We start from the raw sequence: 16,781 nt of genomic DNA, 5'->3' as shown, positions 1-16,781 counted from the left end.
CGCCAACCCCTGGAAATGCAAAGGGCCCGCCGCTTGTCGCGGCGAGCCCCGAGTACGGCCGCCGGGAGACCCCGGCCAATGCTCAGCTCAGCTGCTTGTTCACCAGCGCCGTCATCTCGAACATGGTGACGCTCTTCTTGCCACCAAAGATGGGCTTGAGCTTGTCGTCGGCGTTGATCTGCCGCTTGTTCTTCGCGTCCTGCAGGCCCTGCTTCTTGATGTAGGCCCAGAGCTTCTTGACAACCTCGGTGCGCGGCAGCGGCTTCGCGCCGACGATCTCAGCGAGCGCGGCAGACGGCGTCATCTCCTTCATGAACGACGCGTTCGGCGTGCGCTTCTTCGCGGCGGGAGCCTTCTTCGCGGCGGGAGCCTTCTTCGCAGCAGCTTTCTTGGCGGCCATTCGTCTTGAGTCTCCTCCCCTCCGAAGGGGACGTTGTACGGCTTTGCTTATGTGAAGCGACAGCCGATGCGGCGTAGAAGTAGCACGCCCAGGCCCGAAAAACAGCCCTCTCCTGCGTTTTTCCCTCTGAGCGCCCCTCGGGGAACGCGGCTGGAGCCCGAGAATCAGCCTCCGGAGCGCCCTCTGCCCTCTGGAAATCCCTTGTCGGCGTGGATCAGCACCCAAACGGCCGCCGGATTCTCCTTGCGGTCGTGGTGTGTTTTTTTGGATGAAACCCCTTCATGAGAGCCCTCATCACTGGTGCAGGCGGCTTCCTGGGGACGTGGCTGGCCAAGGCCCTAGCCGCGCGCGGAGACAGCGTCACATGCCTGTTGCGCCCGGGAGGTGACGCCTCGGGGCTCGCGGGGGTGACGTACACGCGGGTGGACGGCGACGTGACGGTGCCCTCCACGCTGGCCGCCGCGGTGACGGGGCAGGACGTCGTCTTCCACCTCGCGGGCGCTCGCCGCGGCGCGACACGAGACGACTTCATGCGCGTCAACGCGGAGGGCACCCGCCACCTGTGTGAGGCCATCGTGGCCGCGGGCCACCGCCCCCGGCTGGTGCTCACGGGCTCGCTGGCCGCCTGCGGTCCGTCCACGCCCACCCGCCCGCACGTGGAGGAAGACGCCTTCCACCCCCACGAATGGTACGGGGAGAGCAAGGCGGAGGCCGAGCGCATCGCCTTCTCCTATGGAGACCGGCTGCCCGTCACGGTCTCCCGGCCGCCGCGCATCCTGGGGCCCGGGGACCGGGAGAACCTCCCCTTCTTCAAGATGGCCCAGCGCGGCATCCGGCTGGAGCTGTCCGGCGGACCCCGCCCGCTGACCATGGTGGACGTGGAGGACGTGGTGGACGTCCTCTTGATGCAGGCCACCCACCCCGCGGCGGTTGGCGAGGCCTTCTTCTGCGCGGGCCCCGGCGAGCCCCTGTCATTGGAAAAGGTGCAGGACCTGGGTGCGCAAGCCCTGGGACTCACGCCCCGCACGGTGCGCGTACCCCCCGCGGTGCTCCAGGCCCTGGCCACGGCGGCGGACGGGGTGTCTCAGGTGACGGGCCGCAAGCTGGCCTTGAGCCGGAAGCTGGCGAAGCAGCTCCTGGCGCCTGCCTGGACGTGCTCCGGGGCCAAGGCCGAGCGGCTGCTGGGCTTTCACCCCCGGCGTGACCTGGCGGACTCCATCCGTCGCAGCGTGCGGTGGTACCAGGAGCAGGGCTGGCTATAGCCCTTCTTCCCCGAGCCGCCAGGAGGCGCGCCAGACTCCCGGCATCGTTGACCTCCCCCCCCTCGAAGTGTCAGGAAGCCCGCAGCCCCATGCCCTCGAAAGCCGCCTTCTTCGATGTCGACGGGACGCTCGTGAAGACGAACGTCGTCCACGTCTACGCGTACTACGCGATGAACCGCGGCTCCGTCCTGGGCATCGCGGGGCGGACCCTGAGCACCGCCCTCAGCGTGCCGCTCTTCGGTGTCATGGACGCGGTGGACCGCAAGACGTTCAACGAGTTCTTCTACCGCTACTACGCGGGCCTGAGCGAAGACCGCCTGGTCACCATCGCCGAGGACATGTTCGAGGACGTGCTGCAGCCCGCCCTCTTCGAGCAGACGCAGGACCTCATCGACCAGGCCCGCCGCAGCGGCTGCAAGATTGTGCTCGTCACCGGCGCGCTGGACTTCACCATGCGCCCGCTGGCGCGCCACCTGGGCGCCGACGACCTGATCGCCAACAAGATGCAGTTCGTGGGCGGCAAGGCGACGGGCAAGGTGATTCCGCCCATCATCGAAGGCGCGAACAAGGCGAACGCCATCCGCGCCTACTGCACCAAGGAAGGCCTGTCGCTGGACAAGTGCCACGGCTACTCCGACAGCGCCTCTGACTACGCGATGCTCGCGGTGGTGGGCCGTCCCACCGCGGTGAACCCGGACCTGCGGCTGCGCTCCATCGCGCGCGCCTACAACTGGCCCATCCTCGACCTCAAGTAAGAGCCCCCACGCCATGCGCCCGTTCAAGACGCTCCAGAAGCTGTACGACGAGGAAAGCCAGGTCGTCATCACCGAGAAGGGCAGCCCCCCGCGCGTGCTGTTCCACGGTGAGAACTTCCTGCAAGAGGATTTGCCGGTCGGCACGCGCGTCATCTTCCCGCGCCCGCCCCTGGCCGGCGTGCCCAACGTCAAGGCCGCCATCCGCTACGCCATCAACCACCCGGAGGGCATGGAGCCGCTGCACGCGCTGCTCAAGCCGGGCATGCGCCTGACGTGCGTCATCGACGACATCAGCGTGCCGCTGCCGCCCATGGTGACGCCGGACGTGCGGCAGACCATCCTGGAAATCGTCCTGGAGCTGGCCGCCGACAGCGGCGTGGACGACGTGCACCTCATCATCGCCAACGCCCTGCACCGCCGGATGACGGAAGGCGAGATGAAGCGCATGGTGGGCGAAAAGATCTTCGACGCCTACTACCCGGACCGCTACTACAACCACGACGCCGAGGACCCGGACGGGATGGTCGCGCTGGAGCGCACGTCCCACGGTGAAGAGGTGTCGGTGAACCGCCGCGTGGCGGAGAGCGACCTCATCGTCTACGTGAATGTGAACTTCGTGCCCATGAACGGCGGGCACAAGTCCATGGGCACCGGCGTGTCCAACTACGCGTCGCTGCGCCACCACCACAACCCGAAGACCATCCGCGCCTCCGACAGCTACATGGAGCCGAAGACGAGCGCGCTCTACAAGAGCAACGAGCGCATCGGGCGCAACATCGACAAGCACCTGAAGGTCTTCCACATCGAGACGGCGCTGAACAACCGCATGTTCGGCGGCCCCACCGACTTCCTGGCGAAGAAGGAAGAGGACTACACGGAGGCGGACCGGCTGAAGTTCCAGGCCATGCGCTTCGCGCTGTCCAAGGTGCCGCGCGCCGCCGCGCGCAAGGTGCTCAACTCCATCCCCGCACCCTACGACGTCACGGGCGTCTATGCCGGCGCGACGGAGCCCACGCACCAGAAGACGCTGGAGACGAGCTACAAGCAGTACGTGGTGCCGGTGGAGGGGCAGAGCGACATCGTCATCTTCCCCATCCCGTTCATCTCCCCGTACAGCGTCAACTCCATCCTCAACCCGCTGCTGGTGCAGGTGATGGGGCTGGGCTACTTCTACAACCTGAACCGCGGCGTGCCGCTGGTGAAGAAGGGCGGCGTGCTCATCCTCCTGCACCCGGCCTACGACGAGTTCGACCCGGAGCACCACCCCAGCTACATCGAGTTCTTCCACCGGCTGCTGCCGGAGACGCGCGACTCCATGAAGCTGGAGCACAAGTACGAGCGCGAGTTCGCGGAGAACCCCAGCTACGTGCACCTGTACCGCAAGGGCAACGCCTACCACGGCGTGCACCCCTTCTACATGTGGTACTGGGGCGAGAATGGCCGCCAGCACGTGGGCAAGGTCATCGTCGCGGGCGCGGAGAACAACCACGTCCCCGCCTTGATGGGCTGGGAGCGCACCGACACGCTCACCGAGGCCATTGAAGAGGCCCGCGGGTTCATGGGCCGCTCGGCCTCCATCAGCCTGCTGCGCATCGCGCCCACGGTGATGGTGGACGTGAAGTGAGGACGCCCATGGCCGCCCTTCCCGAGCTGAACGTCACCCAGACCTTCACCGGCAAGCGCCTGCTCTTCGCGGGCGCCACCGGCTTCGTGGGCAAGGTGACGCTGTCCATGCTGCTGACCCGCTACGGGCAGGACCTGGACAAGGTGTACGTGCTGGTCCGCAAGGGCAGCGCCGCGTCCGCCGAGCGCCGCTTCTTCGACAAGGTGGCAACCAGCGAGCCCTTCCAGCCGCTGCGCGACACCCTGGGGGAGGAAGGCGCGCTGGCCTTCATCCGCCAGAAGGTGGAGGTGCTGGACGGCGACATCACCGACCCGTGGATGGGCCTGGAGGAGCCCCAGGTGGAGGCGCTCACCGGCAAGGTGCACGCGTTCATCAACTGCGCGGGGCTGGTGTCCTTCAACCCGTCGCTGGAGGTGGGCCTCAACGTCAACACCCACGGCCTGAAGTTCGCCGCGGCGCTGGCGCTGCGCTGGTCCGTCCCGCTGATTCACATGTCCACGGCCTTCGTGGCCGGCAACCGCAGCGGGCTCGTCTTCGAGGACGAGGAGGTCCGCGGCTACTTCCCCAAGCGGGAGGAGATGGACGGCCGCGACTTCAGCCTGGAGCAGGAGCTGCAGGACGCGGCGCGCATCGTCGCGCGGCTGCGCGAGCAGGCGGATGACCGGGCCCTCACGTCCACCTTCCGCAAGAAGGCGCTGGACCGGCTGGAGGAAGAAGGCCGCGACCCCAACGACGAGAAGACGCTGCGGCTGGCGGTGGGCCGCGAGCGCAAGCTGTGGCTCAGCGGCGAGCTGGTGCGCGCCGGCATGGAGCGCGCCGCCCACTGGGGCTGGCCCAACACGTACACGTACACCAAGTCCCTGGGCGAGCAGGTGCTCGCGGCCACGCCGGGCCTGCGCTACTCCATCGTCCGGCCCTCCATCGTGGAGAGCGCGCGGCACTTCCCCTTCCCCGGCTGGAACGAGGGCTTCACCACCTCCGCGCCCCTGGCCTTCGCGGGCATCAAGGGCCCCGGCGGCATCCCCGCGGGCGAAAACACCATCCTGGACATCATCCCGGTGGACCAGGTGGCGGGCGCCACCATCGGCATCACCGCGCACGCCATGGACGTGGAGGAGCGGCGCATCTACCAGCTCGCCTCCGGCGATGAGAATCCCTTCTACGCCGGCCGCTCCGTGGAGCTGGTGGGCCTGTACCGGCGGCGCTACTACCGCAACCGCGAGTCCGGCAACGCGCTGATGAACAAGCTGCGCTCGCGCGTCGAGCCGCAGCCGGTCAGCAAGAGGGAGTTCGAGCTGTTCAGCGCGCCCATGCTGCTGCGCGGCGCGCGCTTCCTGAAGAAGGCCATCGACGAGGTGCGCCCCGCGTGGGGCGCTCCGGCCGTCCAGGCCATGCTGGACAAGGCGAAGGTGTCGCTGGACGAGGTGGACGACAACGCCCAGGGCATCATGGCCCTGACGGAGCTGTTCCTCCCCTTCCTCTACGAGAACCGCTACGTCTTCCGCTGCGACAACACGCGCTCCGTCTACGCGCGCATGGCGCCCGCGGACCGGCTGAAGGTGCCCTGGGACCCGGAGCACATCGACTGGCGCGAGTACTTCCTGGGGACGCACCTCCCCGGCCTGGAGAAGTGGGTGTTCCCGGGCATGGAGTCGGAGCGCGAGAAGCGCACCGTCATCCCCGCGCACCGCGACCTGCTGGAGCTGATGGAAGCCACGGTGCACGCGTACCGGCACCGCGTGGCCTTCCGCATGGTGGCGGGCGAGAAGGAAGAGCGCTTCACCTACGGCGAGGTGCACCGCTACGCCGCGCGCGTGGGCAGCTTCCTGCTGGCCGCGGGCCTCAAGCATGGCGACCGCGTGCTGCTGGTGTCGGAGAACCGGCCCGAGTGGGGCATCACCTACTTCGGCATCCTGCGCGCGGGCGCCACCGTCGTCCCGGTGGACCCGGGCTTGAGCGAGGCGGAGCTGGTCAACATCGCCCGCCGTGCGGAGGCGCGCGCGTGCCTCGTCTCCGAGGACGCGGCCCGGGACTTCCCGGGCCTGTTCGCCGCGCTGGGTGAAGGCGTCACCGTGGCCAGCCTCGCGGAGGCGATGACGGGCGACCCGGCGCACCCGGACCGCATCGGGCCGGTGCGCAAGTCCGCCGCGGCGGACGACCTGGCCAGCATCATCTTCACCTCCGGCACCACGGGCACGCCCAAGGGCGTCATGCTCACCCACCGGAACTTCGCCGCGCTGGTGGCGAAGCTGGCGGGGACCTTCGACATCGGCGTGGGCGACGGTGTGCTGTCCGTGCTGCCGCTGCACCACACCTTCGAGTTCGCCGCCGGCTTCCTCACCCCGTTCTGGCGCGGGGCGGAAATCACGTACATCGACGAGCTGACGTCGGACCGGCTGGGCGAGGTCTTCGAGACGGGCCGCATCACCGCCATGGTGGGCGTGCCGGCGCTGTGGCAGCTCCTGCACCGCAAGATTACGCAGGAGTTCGCCAGCCGCCCGCCGTTCATTGAACAGGCGCTCAAGGCGCTGATGGCCACCCACGGCGAGCTGCGCAACCGCAACAACATCAACCTGGGCAAGCTGCTGTTCTGGCCGGTGCACCGCAAGTTCGGCGGGCGCATCAAGGTCATCGTGTCGGGCGGCTCGGCGCTGCCGGACGACGTGCACAAGGCCTTCCACGAGCTGGGCTTCAACATCACGGAGGGCTACGGCCTGACGGAGGCCGCGCCGGTGCTGGCGGTGACGAAGCCCGGCAACAAGCGCCAGCCTGGAACGGTGGGCCGCGCGCTGCCCGGCATCGAGCTGCGCATCCTCAACCCGGACAACGACGGGCTGGGTGAGGTCCTGGCCAAGGGCCCCAACGTCATGCCCGGCTACTTCGGCGACCGCGAGGCCACCGAGGCGGTGCTCAAGGACGGCTGGCTCCACACGGGTGATTTGGGGCGCCTGGACGCGGAGGGCCACCTGTACCTGGTGGGCCGCGCGAAGGACGTCATCATCGACCACAACGGGAAGAACATCTACCCGGACGAGCTGGAGGAGCTGTACCAGGACCACGCGCACATCCAGGAGCTGTCCATCGTCGGCCTGCCCGATGACGCGGGCGGCGAGAAGGTGGCGTGCCTGTGCGTGCCCGACTACGCGAACCGCCCACGCGAGGAGGTGCGCCGCGAGCTGGAGGAGCACTTCCGTAAGGTGAGCGCGGGCATGCCCTTCTACCGGCGCGTGAAGGTGCTGCGCCTGTGGGACGGCGAGCTGCCCCGCACCGCCAAGCGCAGCGTGAAGCGCAAGCAGGTGGTGGAGGAGCTCAAGCGCCAGGAGCGCATGGCCGCCAGCGCCAGCAAGGCGCGCGAGAAGGCGGCCCACCCCTCCACGGGCGGCGTCGCGGACTGGCTCTTCCCGCTCATCGCGGAGGTCAGCCACAGGCCGGTGTCCGACGTGCGCCCGGACGCGCTGCTCAGCGGGGACCTCGGCTTCGACTCGCTGATGCTCACCGAGCTGTCCTCCGCGCTGGAGGCGGCCGGCGTGCCGCTGCCCGCCGTGGAGGACCTGACGCAGGTCCAGACGGTGGAGGACCTGCGCAAGGTGGTGGCGTCCTCCGGCAAGCGCCCCTCGGTGGAGACGCGGGCGAAGGAAATCTCCAAGGAGAACGCGCGCGCGGAAGAGGTGGAGATTCCGGTGCCCGACGTGGTGGCGGACGTGGGCCGGCAGCTGATGTCCTTCGGGCAGAAGGTGCTCTACGGCGGCGTGTTCGACGTGAAGGTGACGGGCAAGCCCTTCATCCCGCGCAACCGCAACTTCATCGTCATCGCCAACCACTCCAGCCACCTGGACGCGGGCCTGGTCCGCACGGCGCTGGGTGACCAGGGCGAGCGGCTGGTGTCCCTGGCGGCGCGCGACTACTTCTTCAACACGCCGCTCAAGCGCGCCTGGTTCGAGAACTTCACCAACCTGGTGCCCATTGAACGGCAGGGCTCGCTGCGCGAGTCGCTGCGCATGGCGGGCGAGGCGCTGCGGCAGGGCTTCAACGTCCTCATCTTCCCAGAGGGCACGCGCTCCACCACCGGCGAGCTGATGGAGTTCAAGTCCACGCTGGGCTACCTGGCGCTCACCTTCAACATGGACGTGCTGCCGCTGTACATCGGCGGCGCCTTCGACGCGCTGCCCAAGGGCAGCGTGCTGCCCAAGACGAAGACGCCCCTGCGGGTGAACATCGGTCCGGTGCTGGGCCACGCGGACCTGCGCACGCGGGTGCAGGGCATGGCGCGCTCGGAGGGCTACCGCTACGTCACGCGCATCGCCGAGGACTCGATGCGGGCGCTGCGCGACGGCCGGGTGCTGAGCCTGGAGCGCGTGGACCCGCCTGGGGCCGGGGCCACTCCCCGCGCGTCCACGTCCACGGAAGGGAAGGACTCGTGAAGCTGCTGGTGACGGGAGGCACGGGCTTTCTGGGCACGCACCTGGTGCCCAGGCTGGTGGCGGCGGGCCACGCGGTGCGGCTCATCGGCCGCTCGCGGCCTTCGGGCGCGCCCTATGCGGGCACGGAGTACGTCCCCGGTGACTTGAAGGACCGGGACGCGGTGCGCCGAGCGCTGGAGGGCGTGGACGCCGTCTACCACCTGGCGGGGCTCGTCTCCTTCCAGCCGAAGGACGCGCGGAAGATGTTCGAGCTGCACGTGGACAGCACCCGCGAGCTGCTGCGGGACGTGCGCGAGGCCGGCGTGAAGCGCGTGGTGCTGGCCTCCACCTCCGGCACCATCGCGGTGTCGAAGGAGGCGCAGGTCCACGACGAGCGCGCCGACTATCCGATTACGGTGGTGGGCCAGTGGCCCTACTACCTGTCGAAAATCTACGAGGAGAAGCTGGCGCTCGCGTACTGCCGCAAGCACGACATCCCCCTGGTGGTGCTCAACCCCAGCCTTCTGATGGGGCCCGGGGATGACCGGCTGTCCTCCACGTGGACGGTGGTGAAGTTCCTCAACCGCGAGCTCCCGGCCATGCCGGGCGGCGGCATCTCCTTCGTGGACGCACGCGACGCGGCGGACGCCTTCGTCCAGGCGCTCACCCGGGGCGAGGTGTACGGCCGTCACCTCATGGGCGTGAATCTGTCCATGAAGGACTTCTTCCAGCGGCTGGAGCGCCTGTCCGGCGTGCCCGCGCCGAAGCTGACGCTGCCCTCCAAGGTCAACGTGCTCGGCGGGAAGCTGCTGGAGCGCTGGGCCAAGGTGCGCGGCACCACGCCGACGCTGGACCCGCAGGAAATCGACATCGGCGAGCACTGGTTCTGGCTGGACGCGTCCAAGGCGGAGGCCGAGCTCGGCTTCCGCGCGCGCGACCTCCAGGAGACGCTCTCCGAGACGGTGCGGCACATCTACGGGAAGATGCCGCCCCAGAGCCTGCCGGGCACCAAGGGTCGGCTGGCGGAGCTGCGCGAGAACACCTGAGCGAGGCTCGCGGCGGGAGCTTCCGGGGACCGGACTCCCGCCTCTTCACCGCTACCGCCGCGGCAAGCCCACCGTGCGCTGGGCGTTGTCCACCAGGCGCGCGGCCCAGGGCTCCGAGCGGTGGCTCCACACCCAGGCCGCGCCGAGAAAGACGCAGCCCAGGAGCACGAGCACCAACCGCGAGAGGAAGGACGGACCCGCCTCGCTTGCGCTGGTGGCCACGGCCTAGCCCACCACGCGGTTCCGGCCCGACTTCTTCGCCTTGTACAGGTTCGCGTCCGCCACCTTGATGAAGTGCGTGGGCTCCAGCATGTCCGACGTCTGCTCGGCCACGCCAATGGAGATGGTGACGGGGATTTCCTTCTCGTCGTAGACGAAGGACTTCTCCGCGATGAGCCGGCGAATCTTCTCCGCGAACAGGCGCGCCTTGTCCAGACCGTCCTCGGGGAGGACGACGGCGAACTCCTCGCCGCCGTAGCGGGCGAAGCACTGCTCGCGGCGCACCAGGCGCTTGATGGACTGGGCCAGCTCCCGCAGCACGTAGTCCCCGGCGAGGTGGCCGTGGACGTCGTTGATCTGCTTGAAGTGGTCGATGTCGAACATCATCAGCGTGAGGGTGCGCTGATAACGCGAGGACCGGCCCATCTCCTTCTCGAGGTACTCCAGGAAGTACCTCTTGTTGTTGATGCCGGTGAGGCCGTCCGCGATGGTCAGCGTGTAGATGGTCTCGTGGTACTGGGTCTCGATGTTGTCTCCATCGAGGAACTTGAAGATGGAGCCTCCGACCTTGACCAGGTCCCCGCTGCGCAGCGGCGAGGCCTGAAGCACTTCCTGGTCATTGAGGAAGGTGCCGTTGGTGGAGCCCAGGTCTTCAACGAGCATCTTCCCTCCACGCCCCAGAATCCGGGCGTGGCGGCGGGACACGTTGTCCAGGTCCACCACGATGTGGTTGTGCTGATCCCGCCCGATGGTGAGCTCGGCATCCTCGATGAGGTACTTCTTGCCGAGCTCCGGGCCGTGAATCTGCACGAGACAACACTCCGTGCTGCGGTCGGCATGCACGTTGAGCGTTGAGATCTTCGTGACGCGGGTTTCGTCGCCGGCCATCGGAAACGAGGCTAGCACGATAGCCTCGGCAGACGCCATGCAACGCAGCCGGGGCCGGTTCTTCGGCCCTTGGCGGCGTTTCTCCCACATGCAGCCGGGGGCCGCGGCCAGGCGCGGCGACCCGAGGCGTCGGGACGTCCAGCGCCGGTCAGGACACCTGAAGAGGCGGTTCGGCACTCAACGATGGCTGGCAGGCAGGCACACGTGCCCTTGCCGGCCTTCCGGGGACGGCTAACGTCCGGCACACCTATGTCCAAAGTCCTGGCGATGATTCTGGCTGGAGGCGCAGGCACGCGCCTGGAGCCCCTGACGCGCGAGCGCGCGAAGCCCGCTGTCCCCTTCGGCGGCCGCTACCGCATCATCGATTTCGTCCTCTCGAACTTCGCCAACTCCGGCGTGTACCGGATGAAGGTGTTGACGCAGTACAAGAGCGACTCGCTCAACAACCACCTGTCCCGCGCCTGGCGGATGACGGCGTTCCTGGGCCACTACGTGGAGCCCGTGCCCGCGCAGATGCGCACCGGAGTGGACTGGTACAAGGGCAGCGCGGACGCCATCTACCAGAACCTCAACATCATCACCGACGAGGAGCCGGACTACATCTTCGTCTTCGGCGCGGACCACGTGTACCGGATGGACACGCGGCAGATGCTGGACTTCCACTGCGCGAAGAAGGCCGCGTGCACCGTGGCGGCGATTCCCGTCCCGATTGAGCAGGGACGCGAGTTCGGCATCATCGACGTGGGGCCGGACGGGCGGATGCTGCAGTTCCTGGAGAAGCCCAAGGACCCGCCGCCCATGCCGGGCAACCCGAAGATGTGCCTGGCCTCCATGGGCAACTACCTCTTCTCCACCGACGTGCTGGTGCAGGAGGTGGTGCGGGACGCGGCGAACGAGGCGAGCGCGCACGACTTCGGCAAGTCCATCATCAGCGAGCTGTACAAGCGCGCGCCGGTGTACGTGTACGACTTCGCCCAGAACGAGGTCCCCGGCCAGGAGGCCAAGGAGCGCGGCTACTGGCGGGACGTGGGGAACATCGACGTCTACTACCAGTCCAACATGGACCTGGTGGACGTGGACCCGACGTTCAACCTCTACAACGACCGCTGGCCCATCCACACCCAGCCCAACAACTACCCGCCGGCGAAGTTCGTCTTCGCGGACGAGCAGAACCACCGCGTGGGCCACGCCATGGACACGCTGGTGGCGGAGGGCTGCATCATCTCCGGCGGCAGCGTGCGGCGCTCGGTGCTGTCGCCGAAGGTGCGCGTCAACTCGTACTCGGAGGTGGAGGACTCCCTCCTGTTCGAGAACGTCACCATCGGCCGGCGCTGCCGCATCCGCCGGGCCATCATCGACAAGAACGTGGAGATTCCGCCGGGGATGACCATCGGGTTCGACCCGGTGGAGGACCGGCGGCGCTTCCACGTCACGCCCGGGGGCGTCGTGGTGATTCCCAAGGGCATGAAGGTGACCTGAGGCGGCCATGGGCGCGGACGGACTCCTCCTGAGGCCCGCGAAGGAGTCCGACCGCCGCACGCTGTGGCGAATCCACACCCTGGCCGTGGAAGCCCTGTGCCCGCGCGCGTACGCGCCGCACGAGGTGCTCACCTGGGTGCGGCTCTTGAAACCGGAGGGCTACCTGCGACCGGAGCGTCCGCGCACGGTGCTGGTGGCGGAGCGCGGCCGGCGCGCGGTGGGCTTCGGCCAGGTGGACGCGGCGCTGGGTGAGCTGGAGGCGCTGTACGTGGTGCCGGACGAGGCGGGCCATGGCGTGGGCCCTGCCCTGCTGTCGGCCCTGGAGTCCGCCGTCTGGCGAGGCGGCGCGGCGCTGCTGGGGCTGGATGCCAGCCTGAACGCCGAACACTTCTACCAGCGCCACGGCTATGCCTCCGTCCACTCCGCCCGTCGTCCCCTCACGGTGGACGTCCAGTTGGCGTGCGTGCGGATGCAGAAGCAGCGGCCGGCCACGGTCCTGGGGCGGTGGCCGGCCTGGCGCCGCGGCTAGGTGAAGGCCGCCTTCACCTCGGGCTTGTTGAGCACCACCAGGGCCCAGATGCCCACGGGGATGCCCAGACAGGCGCAGGGGCCACAGCAGGGGATGACGGAGATGATGGCGGCGGCCATCGCCAGCCCGTAGCTCTGCAGGTTCTTCATCTTCAGCGCGCCGAAGAAGACGATGCCGTTGAGCACCAGCGTGGGCAGCGCGAGCAGCAGCTTGCCGCCCGTGGTCGACGTCGCCGCCAGCACCTCCCGGGCGCCTTCGGGCAGGTCGGGGTTGTTGAGCATCTCCGCGACGGCGGGGTCCGCTCCGCCAAAGGCCTGGAGCACGTTGACGAGCCCCAGCAGCACGGTGATGCCGGACAGGACCATCAGCAGGATGGCCGGCAGCGACACGGCCTCCTTCGCGCCCGCGCCGCCGGGCGAGTTCATCGTTCCGTAGGTGTTCTCCATGGTCCCCAGTTCCCCTCGATGCCGCGTGAGCTGCCGTGCGGGCAGTGGGCCCGCCGCGCGGCCATTCCACTCGGAGACAGGGGAGCGCGCCAAGTGAAATGACGTGCCCCCTTCCCTCCCCGCTCAGGCCTTGAAGGTGAGCAGGGGGGAGAGCCGGGCCACCTCCCGGATGATGCCGGCCTCCACCTGGGCCTCCACCACCGGACGGATGGGCTTGTACGCCACGGGCGCTTCCTCGACGCGGCGCTCCGCGCGAAGGGCGATGCAGTCCACGCCCGTCAACCCCAGGGCGGCCTCGCTCTGGTCCGCGCCGCCCCGCGACAGGGAGAAGCGGGAGCGCGCGCGCCCTGCCCCATGCGACGCGGACTCCAGCGCCCGCGCATCCCCACACCCCACCATGAGGAAGGACGTGGCGCCCATGGAGCCGGGGATGATGACGGGCTGCTCCGCCCCCGCCGGGCACGCCCCCTTTCGAGCCAGCCAGCCGCCCTCGTAGGGCAGCGTCAGGTTGTGCGGCACGTCGTAGACGAGCGGCGCCTCCACGTCCCCGAAGAGCTCCCGGAGCGTCTGGCGCAGCAACTCCGCCAGCAGCAGGCGATTGAGGAAGGCGTAGTTGGCCGCCGTCGCCTCCGCCTCCAGGTATTCAGTGACGAGCCGCGTGTCGCTCAAGGGGAGGATGCCGCTGGCCGGGAGCGGCGTGCCCGCGGGCCACGCCTGCCGCGCGCGGTCCTGCCAGGCCACGCCCACGTGCTTGCCCACGTCCCGGCTGCCGGAGTGAATCATGAAGGCGAGCTGTCCCTCGCGCACACCCCAGTCCCACGCCCGCGCCCGGTCCTCCACGGCCTCCACGCGCTGCACCTCCACGAAGTGGTTGCCGCCGCCAATGGTGGCCAGCCCCGCGTCGCGCACCAGGCCTTCGCGCGTGAAGGACTCGGGCGCCCAGCGCGGATGGCCCTTCAGCCCGCCGCCCAGGTGGATGCGCGACACCTCCGCGTCGAGCTGCGCCAGGTCGGCCCGGCCCGCGCACCCCAGCGGCTGCTCCATTGTCTCCAGGAGCCACCCCTGCACGCCGTCGCGCAGCAGCGCCTCGGAGGCCCGCGAGCCCATGGTGACGTCGCGCGTGCCGTAGAAATAGTGGCCCTTCATCCGCTCGACGAAGGCCGACCGCTTCGCCAGGAAGTCCTCCACGGAGAGGTCCGCGACGTGCAGCCGCATGCCGCAGTTGATGTCGGTGCCAATGGCGCCAGGCACCACCAGCCCGCGCGTGTGGAGCACCGAGCCAATGGCCACCCCGGAGTCTCCCGGGTGGAAGTCGGGCGTGGCGCGTACCCGCAGCACCTCGCCACCACCGGGGTGTCTCAGGGCCGCGAGCTGGGCGAGCTGTTGGAAGGCCTTGCCCTCCACGGGCAGGTCCGGCGGGAGGAGGACTTCGGCGGGCGGCGCGTGGGCGTCACCCAGGAGGCGGACGGAATAGAGGCGGCCGTCATAGGCCACCTCGAGCCCCTCGCGGGCGAGCGCCCGGAGAAGCCGGTTCAGTTTCGGCTGCATGACCCAACTCAGGAATGCCCCGGGGTCCGAGCGCGGACCTGCCAGGGGGACGTGACGGAGAGATGAGGGACCCGGGGTCAGCAGCCGCGGTCGCCAGACGGCGCGAAGCCGTCTTCACCGTCCACACACGGGCACCCGGCCCGTTCCTGACGAAGGGACATCAAACGGCCGCGGACAGGCCCCCATCCACGTTGATGGCCGCGCCGGTGATGTAGCCACCGCGGGGCGACAGCAGGAAGGCCACGGTGTCCGCGAACTCCTCCGCCTTCCCCACCCGGCCCAGCGGAATCCCGGCGTGACGCGCCATCTCCTGCTGGAAGGACTCCACGGGCTTGCCCACTTCCTTGGCACGGCGCGCCCACTGGCCACTTTCGATGATGCCCACCAGCACCGCGTTCACCCGGATGGCGTGAGGGCCCAGCTCCTTGGACAGTGCCTTCGTCAACGCGAGCCCCGCCGCGCGAGACACCGACGACGGCGTGGAGTTGGCGCCCGGCGTCTTCGCCGCGATGGCCAGCACGTTGACGATGGCGCCGCTCCCCGACTCCTTCAGGAAGGGCAGCGCCTGCCGCGAGGCGCGAATCGCCGCGAAGACCTTGAGCTGGAGGTCCGCCTCCCACTCCGCGTCACTCACCGAGGCGAAGGGCCGGCCCGCCGCGGTGCCCGCGTTGTTCACCAGCCCGTCGATGCGCCCGAAGCGCGCGTGGGCGGCATCCACGAAGTGCTCCACTTCCCATGCACGCGACACGTCGGCCTGGACGGTGAGCACGTCTCCACCCTCGGCGCGCAGGGCCGCGGCGGTGGCCTCCAACCGCTCCGCCCCGCGGGCACAGAGCGCCACCTTCGCGCCCTCCCGGACGAGCCGCCGGGCCACCGCGGCCCCCAGCCCTTCCGAGCCACCCGTCACCAGCACCACCTTGCCACCCAGCTCCAGGTCCACGTGCCACCTCCTCACGGCCAGCGCCGGCCCCGCGAGGCGACTGCACCTCGCAGGGGCCAGGACGCGGGACGTCACGTCATCAAGCAGGCTGCTTCATCAGGTGCCGCTTCTGGTCGAAGGCCGCCAGCGTCTGGGCGATCTCCTCGTTCACCGCCCGCAGCATGTCCTGCTTCTCCCGGAACGGGAGGAAGGCGCTCTTGAAGCCGGAGACGAGGATGGTGGCCAGGTCCTCCAGTGACAGGCCCAGCTCGGAGTGCGCCGTCCACAGCTCCTTGGTCACCGTGGTGTCGGTGATGAGGCGGTTGTCCGTGTTGATGGTCACCCGCAGGCCGTAGTCGAAGTAGAACTTCAGCGGGTGCGCCGCCAGGCTCGTCACGGCGCCCGTCTGCACGTTGGAGGTGGGGCACACCTCCAACGGAATCCGGTGGTCGTTGACGTAGTTGAGCAGGTCCCCGTCCTCGCGCAGCCGCGTGCCGTGACCGATGCGGTGCGCGCCCAGGTTGTGGATGGCCTGGGAGATGGACTCGGGGCCGTAGGCCTCGCCCGCGTGCGCGGTGCAGTTGACGTTGTTCTTGAGGATGAGCTGGAAGGCGTCCCGGTGGTCCTTCGCCGGGAAGCTCGCCTCCGCGCCCGCCAGGTCGAAGCCGATGACGCCGCGGTTCTTGTAGGCCACCGCCAGCTCCGCCAGCCGCATGGACGTCTGCGGGTTGATGTGGCGGATGCCGCAGACGATGACGCCGCACTTGATGCCCGTCTCCTTCTTCGCGGCGCGCAGGCCCTCCAGCACCGAGTCGATGACCGTGGTCATCTTCAGGCCCTTCTGCAGGTGCAGCGCGGGCGAGTAGCGGACCTCCAGCCAGCGCACGTTCTCCGCGGCGGCGTCCACGGCCAGCTCGTAGGCGGCGCGGTAGAGGGCGTCGGCCGTCTGGAGCACGGAGAGCGTCACGTCGAAGGCGACGAGGTACTCCTCCAGGCTCTCGCACACCTCGCCCATGTGGATGGCCTTGGCCAGCCCGTCCTCGGTGTCGGCGAGCAGCTTGATTTTCTGCTGCTCGGCCAGCTCCAGGATGGTCTTCAGGCGCATGGACCCATCCAGGTGGCAGTGGAGGTCCGTCTTGGGCAGCGCGCGCAGCAGCTCTTCCGTCACCGCCAGGGTGGGCGGCGGCACGAAGTCCGTCCGCCGGGCGGACGAGGGAATGCCGGTGGCGCTGGGAATCTCGTCATCACGAATGGTAGGCATGGTCC

General features: G+C 69.0%; 14 protein-coding genes. 7 read left to right on the top strand and 7 right to left on the bottom strand.

Features of this window, described 5'->3' with window-relative positions:
• Positions 1-82: 82 nt before the first annotated feature.
• Entirely contained in the window at positions 83-400 is a 318-nt protein-coding gene (locus HV826_RS07985; protein ID WP_011551643.1) for an SWIB/MDM2 domain-containing protein, read from the bottom strand.
• Between the two features lie 281 nt (positions 401-681).
• Between HV826_RS07985 and HV826_RS07980 the strand changes: the two genes are divergently transcribed.
• The 5 genes from HV826_RS07980 to HV826_RS07960 all read left to right on the top strand — a co-directional run bounded on the left by HV826_RS07980 (position 682) and on the right by HV826_RS07960 (position 9,487).
• Positions 682-1,662, top strand: a complete 981-nt coding sequence (locus HV826_RS07980) for an NAD(P)-dependent oxidoreductase (protein ID WP_176416403.1) — start codon at positions 682-684, stop codon at positions 1,660-1,662.
• Positions 1,663-1,751: 89 nt separating this feature from the next.
• A complete protein-coding gene (locus tag HV826_RS07975; RefSeq protein ID WP_176416402.1) occupies positions 1,752-2,417 on the top strand; it encodes an HAD family phosphatase in 666 nt (221 codons plus the stop codon).
• Between the two features lie 13 nt (positions 2,418-2,430).
• Entirely contained in the window at positions 2,431-4,041 is a 1,611-nt protein-coding gene (locus HV826_RS07970; RefSeq protein WP_163778151.1) for a lactate racemase domain-containing protein, read from the top strand.
• An 8-nt stretch (positions 4,042-4,049) separates the two neighbouring features.
• Complete coding sequence (locus HV826_RS07965; protein ID WP_176416401.1) at positions 4,050-8,462, top strand: AMP-binding protein; 4,413 nt, start codon at positions 4,050-4,052, stop codon at positions 8,460-8,462.
• Positions 8,459-9,487, top strand: a complete 1,029-nt coding sequence (locus HV826_RS07960; protein ID WP_176416400.1) for an NAD-dependent epimerase/dehydratase family protein — start codon at positions 8,459-8,461, stop codon at positions 9,485-9,487. Before HV826_RS07965 ends, HV826_RS07960 begins: the two co-directional genes overlap by 4 nt.
• A gap of 51 nt (positions 9,488-9,538) precedes the next feature.
• On the opposite strand, the gene HV826_RS07955 is transcribed toward HV826_RS07960, so the two are convergent.
• Entirely contained in the window at positions 9,539-9,709 is a 171-nt protein-coding gene (locus HV826_RS07955; protein ID WP_176416399.1) for a hypothetical protein, read from the bottom strand.
• Positions 9,710-9,712: 3 nt separating this feature from the next.
• Positions 9,713-10,594, bottom strand: a complete 882-nt coding sequence (locus HV826_RS07950) for a GGDEF domain-containing protein (RefSeq protein ID WP_176416398.1) — start codon at positions 10,592-10,594, stop codon at positions 9,713-9,715.
• A 249-nt stretch (positions 10,595-10,843) separates the two neighbouring features.
• Here HV826_RS07950 and glgC point away from each other — a divergent pair, with 249 nt between their 5' ends.
• Complete coding sequence (gene glgC / locus HV826_RS07945; RefSeq protein WP_176416397.1) at positions 10,844-12,073, top strand: glucose-1-phosphate adenylyltransferase; 1,230 nt, start codon at positions 10,844-10,846, stop codon at positions 12,071-12,073.
• A 7-nt stretch (positions 12,074-12,080) separates the two neighbouring features.
• Entirely contained in the window at positions 12,081-12,602 is a 522-nt protein-coding gene (locus HV826_RS07940) for a GNAT family N-acetyltransferase (RefSeq protein WP_176416396.1), read from the top strand.
• Here the strand turns inward: HV826_RS07940 and HV826_RS07935 are convergent.
• The 4 genes from HV826_RS07935 to add all read right to left on the bottom strand — a co-directional run bounded on the left by HV826_RS07935 (position 12,599) and on the right by add (position 16,776).
• Entirely contained in the window at positions 12,599-13,141 is a 543-nt protein-coding gene (locus HV826_RS07935) for a hypothetical protein (protein WP_176416395.1), read from the bottom strand. The two genes, HV826_RS07940 and HV826_RS07935, sit on opposite strands and share 4 nt — an antisense overlap.
• A 30-nt stretch (positions 13,142-13,171) precedes the next feature.
• Positions 13,172-14,596: an RtcB family protein gene (locus tag HV826_RS07930; protein ID WP_176416394.1), complete on the bottom strand. Its 1,425-nt coding sequence runs from the start codon at positions 14,594-14,596 to the stop codon at positions 13,172-13,174.
• Between the two features lie 160 nt (positions 14,597-14,756).
• Entirely contained in the window at positions 14,757-15,536 is a 780-nt protein-coding gene (locus tag HV826_RS07925) for an SDR family oxidoreductase (RefSeq protein ID WP_176416393.1), read from the bottom strand.
• A gap of 79 nt (positions 15,537-15,615) precedes the next feature.
• Positions 15,616-16,776 (bottom strand): adenosine deaminase, encoded by a 1,161-nt coding sequence (add, locus tag HV826_RS07920; protein WP_176416392.1) that lies wholly within the window; start codon positions 16,774-16,776, stop codon positions 15,616-15,618.
• Positions 16,777-16,781 lie beyond the last annotated feature (5 nt).

Source organism: Myxococcus sp. AM010 (assembly GCF_013372585.1).
GTDB lineage: Bacteria > Myxococcota > Myxococcia > Myxococcales > Myxococcaceae > Myxococcus > Myxococcus vastator.
The sequence above is the reverse complement of the archived record's forward strand: the minus strand, read 5'-3'. Positions and strand labels throughout refer to the sequence as shown.

Bases quoted from the DNA above. Each gene is read 5' to 3' on its own strand.
- HV826_RS07985 (WP_011551643.1), bottom strand. From the start codon at position 400: ATGGCCGCCAAGAAAGCTGCTGCGAAGAAGGCTCCCGCCGCGAAGAAG.
- HV826_RS07980 (WP_176416403.1), top strand. From the start codon at position 682: ATGAGAGCCCTCATCACTGGTGCAGGCGGCTTCCTGGGGACGTGGCTG.
- HV826_RS07975 (WP_176416402.1), top strand. From the start codon at position 1,752: ATGCCCTCGAAAGCCGCCTTCTTCGATGTCGACGGGACGCTCGTGAAG.
- HV826_RS07970 (WP_163778151.1), top strand. From the start codon at position 2,431: ATGCGCCCGTTCAAGACGCTCCAGAAGCTGTACGACGAGGAAAGCCAG.
- HV826_RS07965 (WP_176416401.1), top strand. From the start codon at position 4,050: ATGGCCGCCCTTCCCGAGCTGAACGTCACCCAGACCTTCACCGGCAAG.
- HV826_RS07950 (WP_176416398.1), bottom strand. From the start codon at position 10,594: ATGGCCGGCGACGAAACCCGCGTCACGAAGATCTCAACGCTCAACGTG.
- glgC (WP_176416397.1), top strand. From the start codon at position 10,844: ATGTCCAAAGTCCTGGCGATGATTCTGGCTGGAGGCGCAGGCACGCGC.
- HV826_RS07940 (WP_176416396.1), top strand. From the start codon at position 12,081: ATGGGCGCGGACGGACTCCTCCTGAGGCCCGCGAAGGAGTCCGACCGC.
- HV826_RS07930 (WP_176416394.1), bottom strand. From the start codon at position 14,596: ATGCAGCCGAAACTGAACCGGCTTCTCCGGGCGCTCGCCCGCGAGGGG.
- add (WP_176416392.1), bottom strand. From the start codon at position 16,776: ATGCCTACCATTCGTGATGACGAGATTCCCAGCGCCACCGGCATTCCC.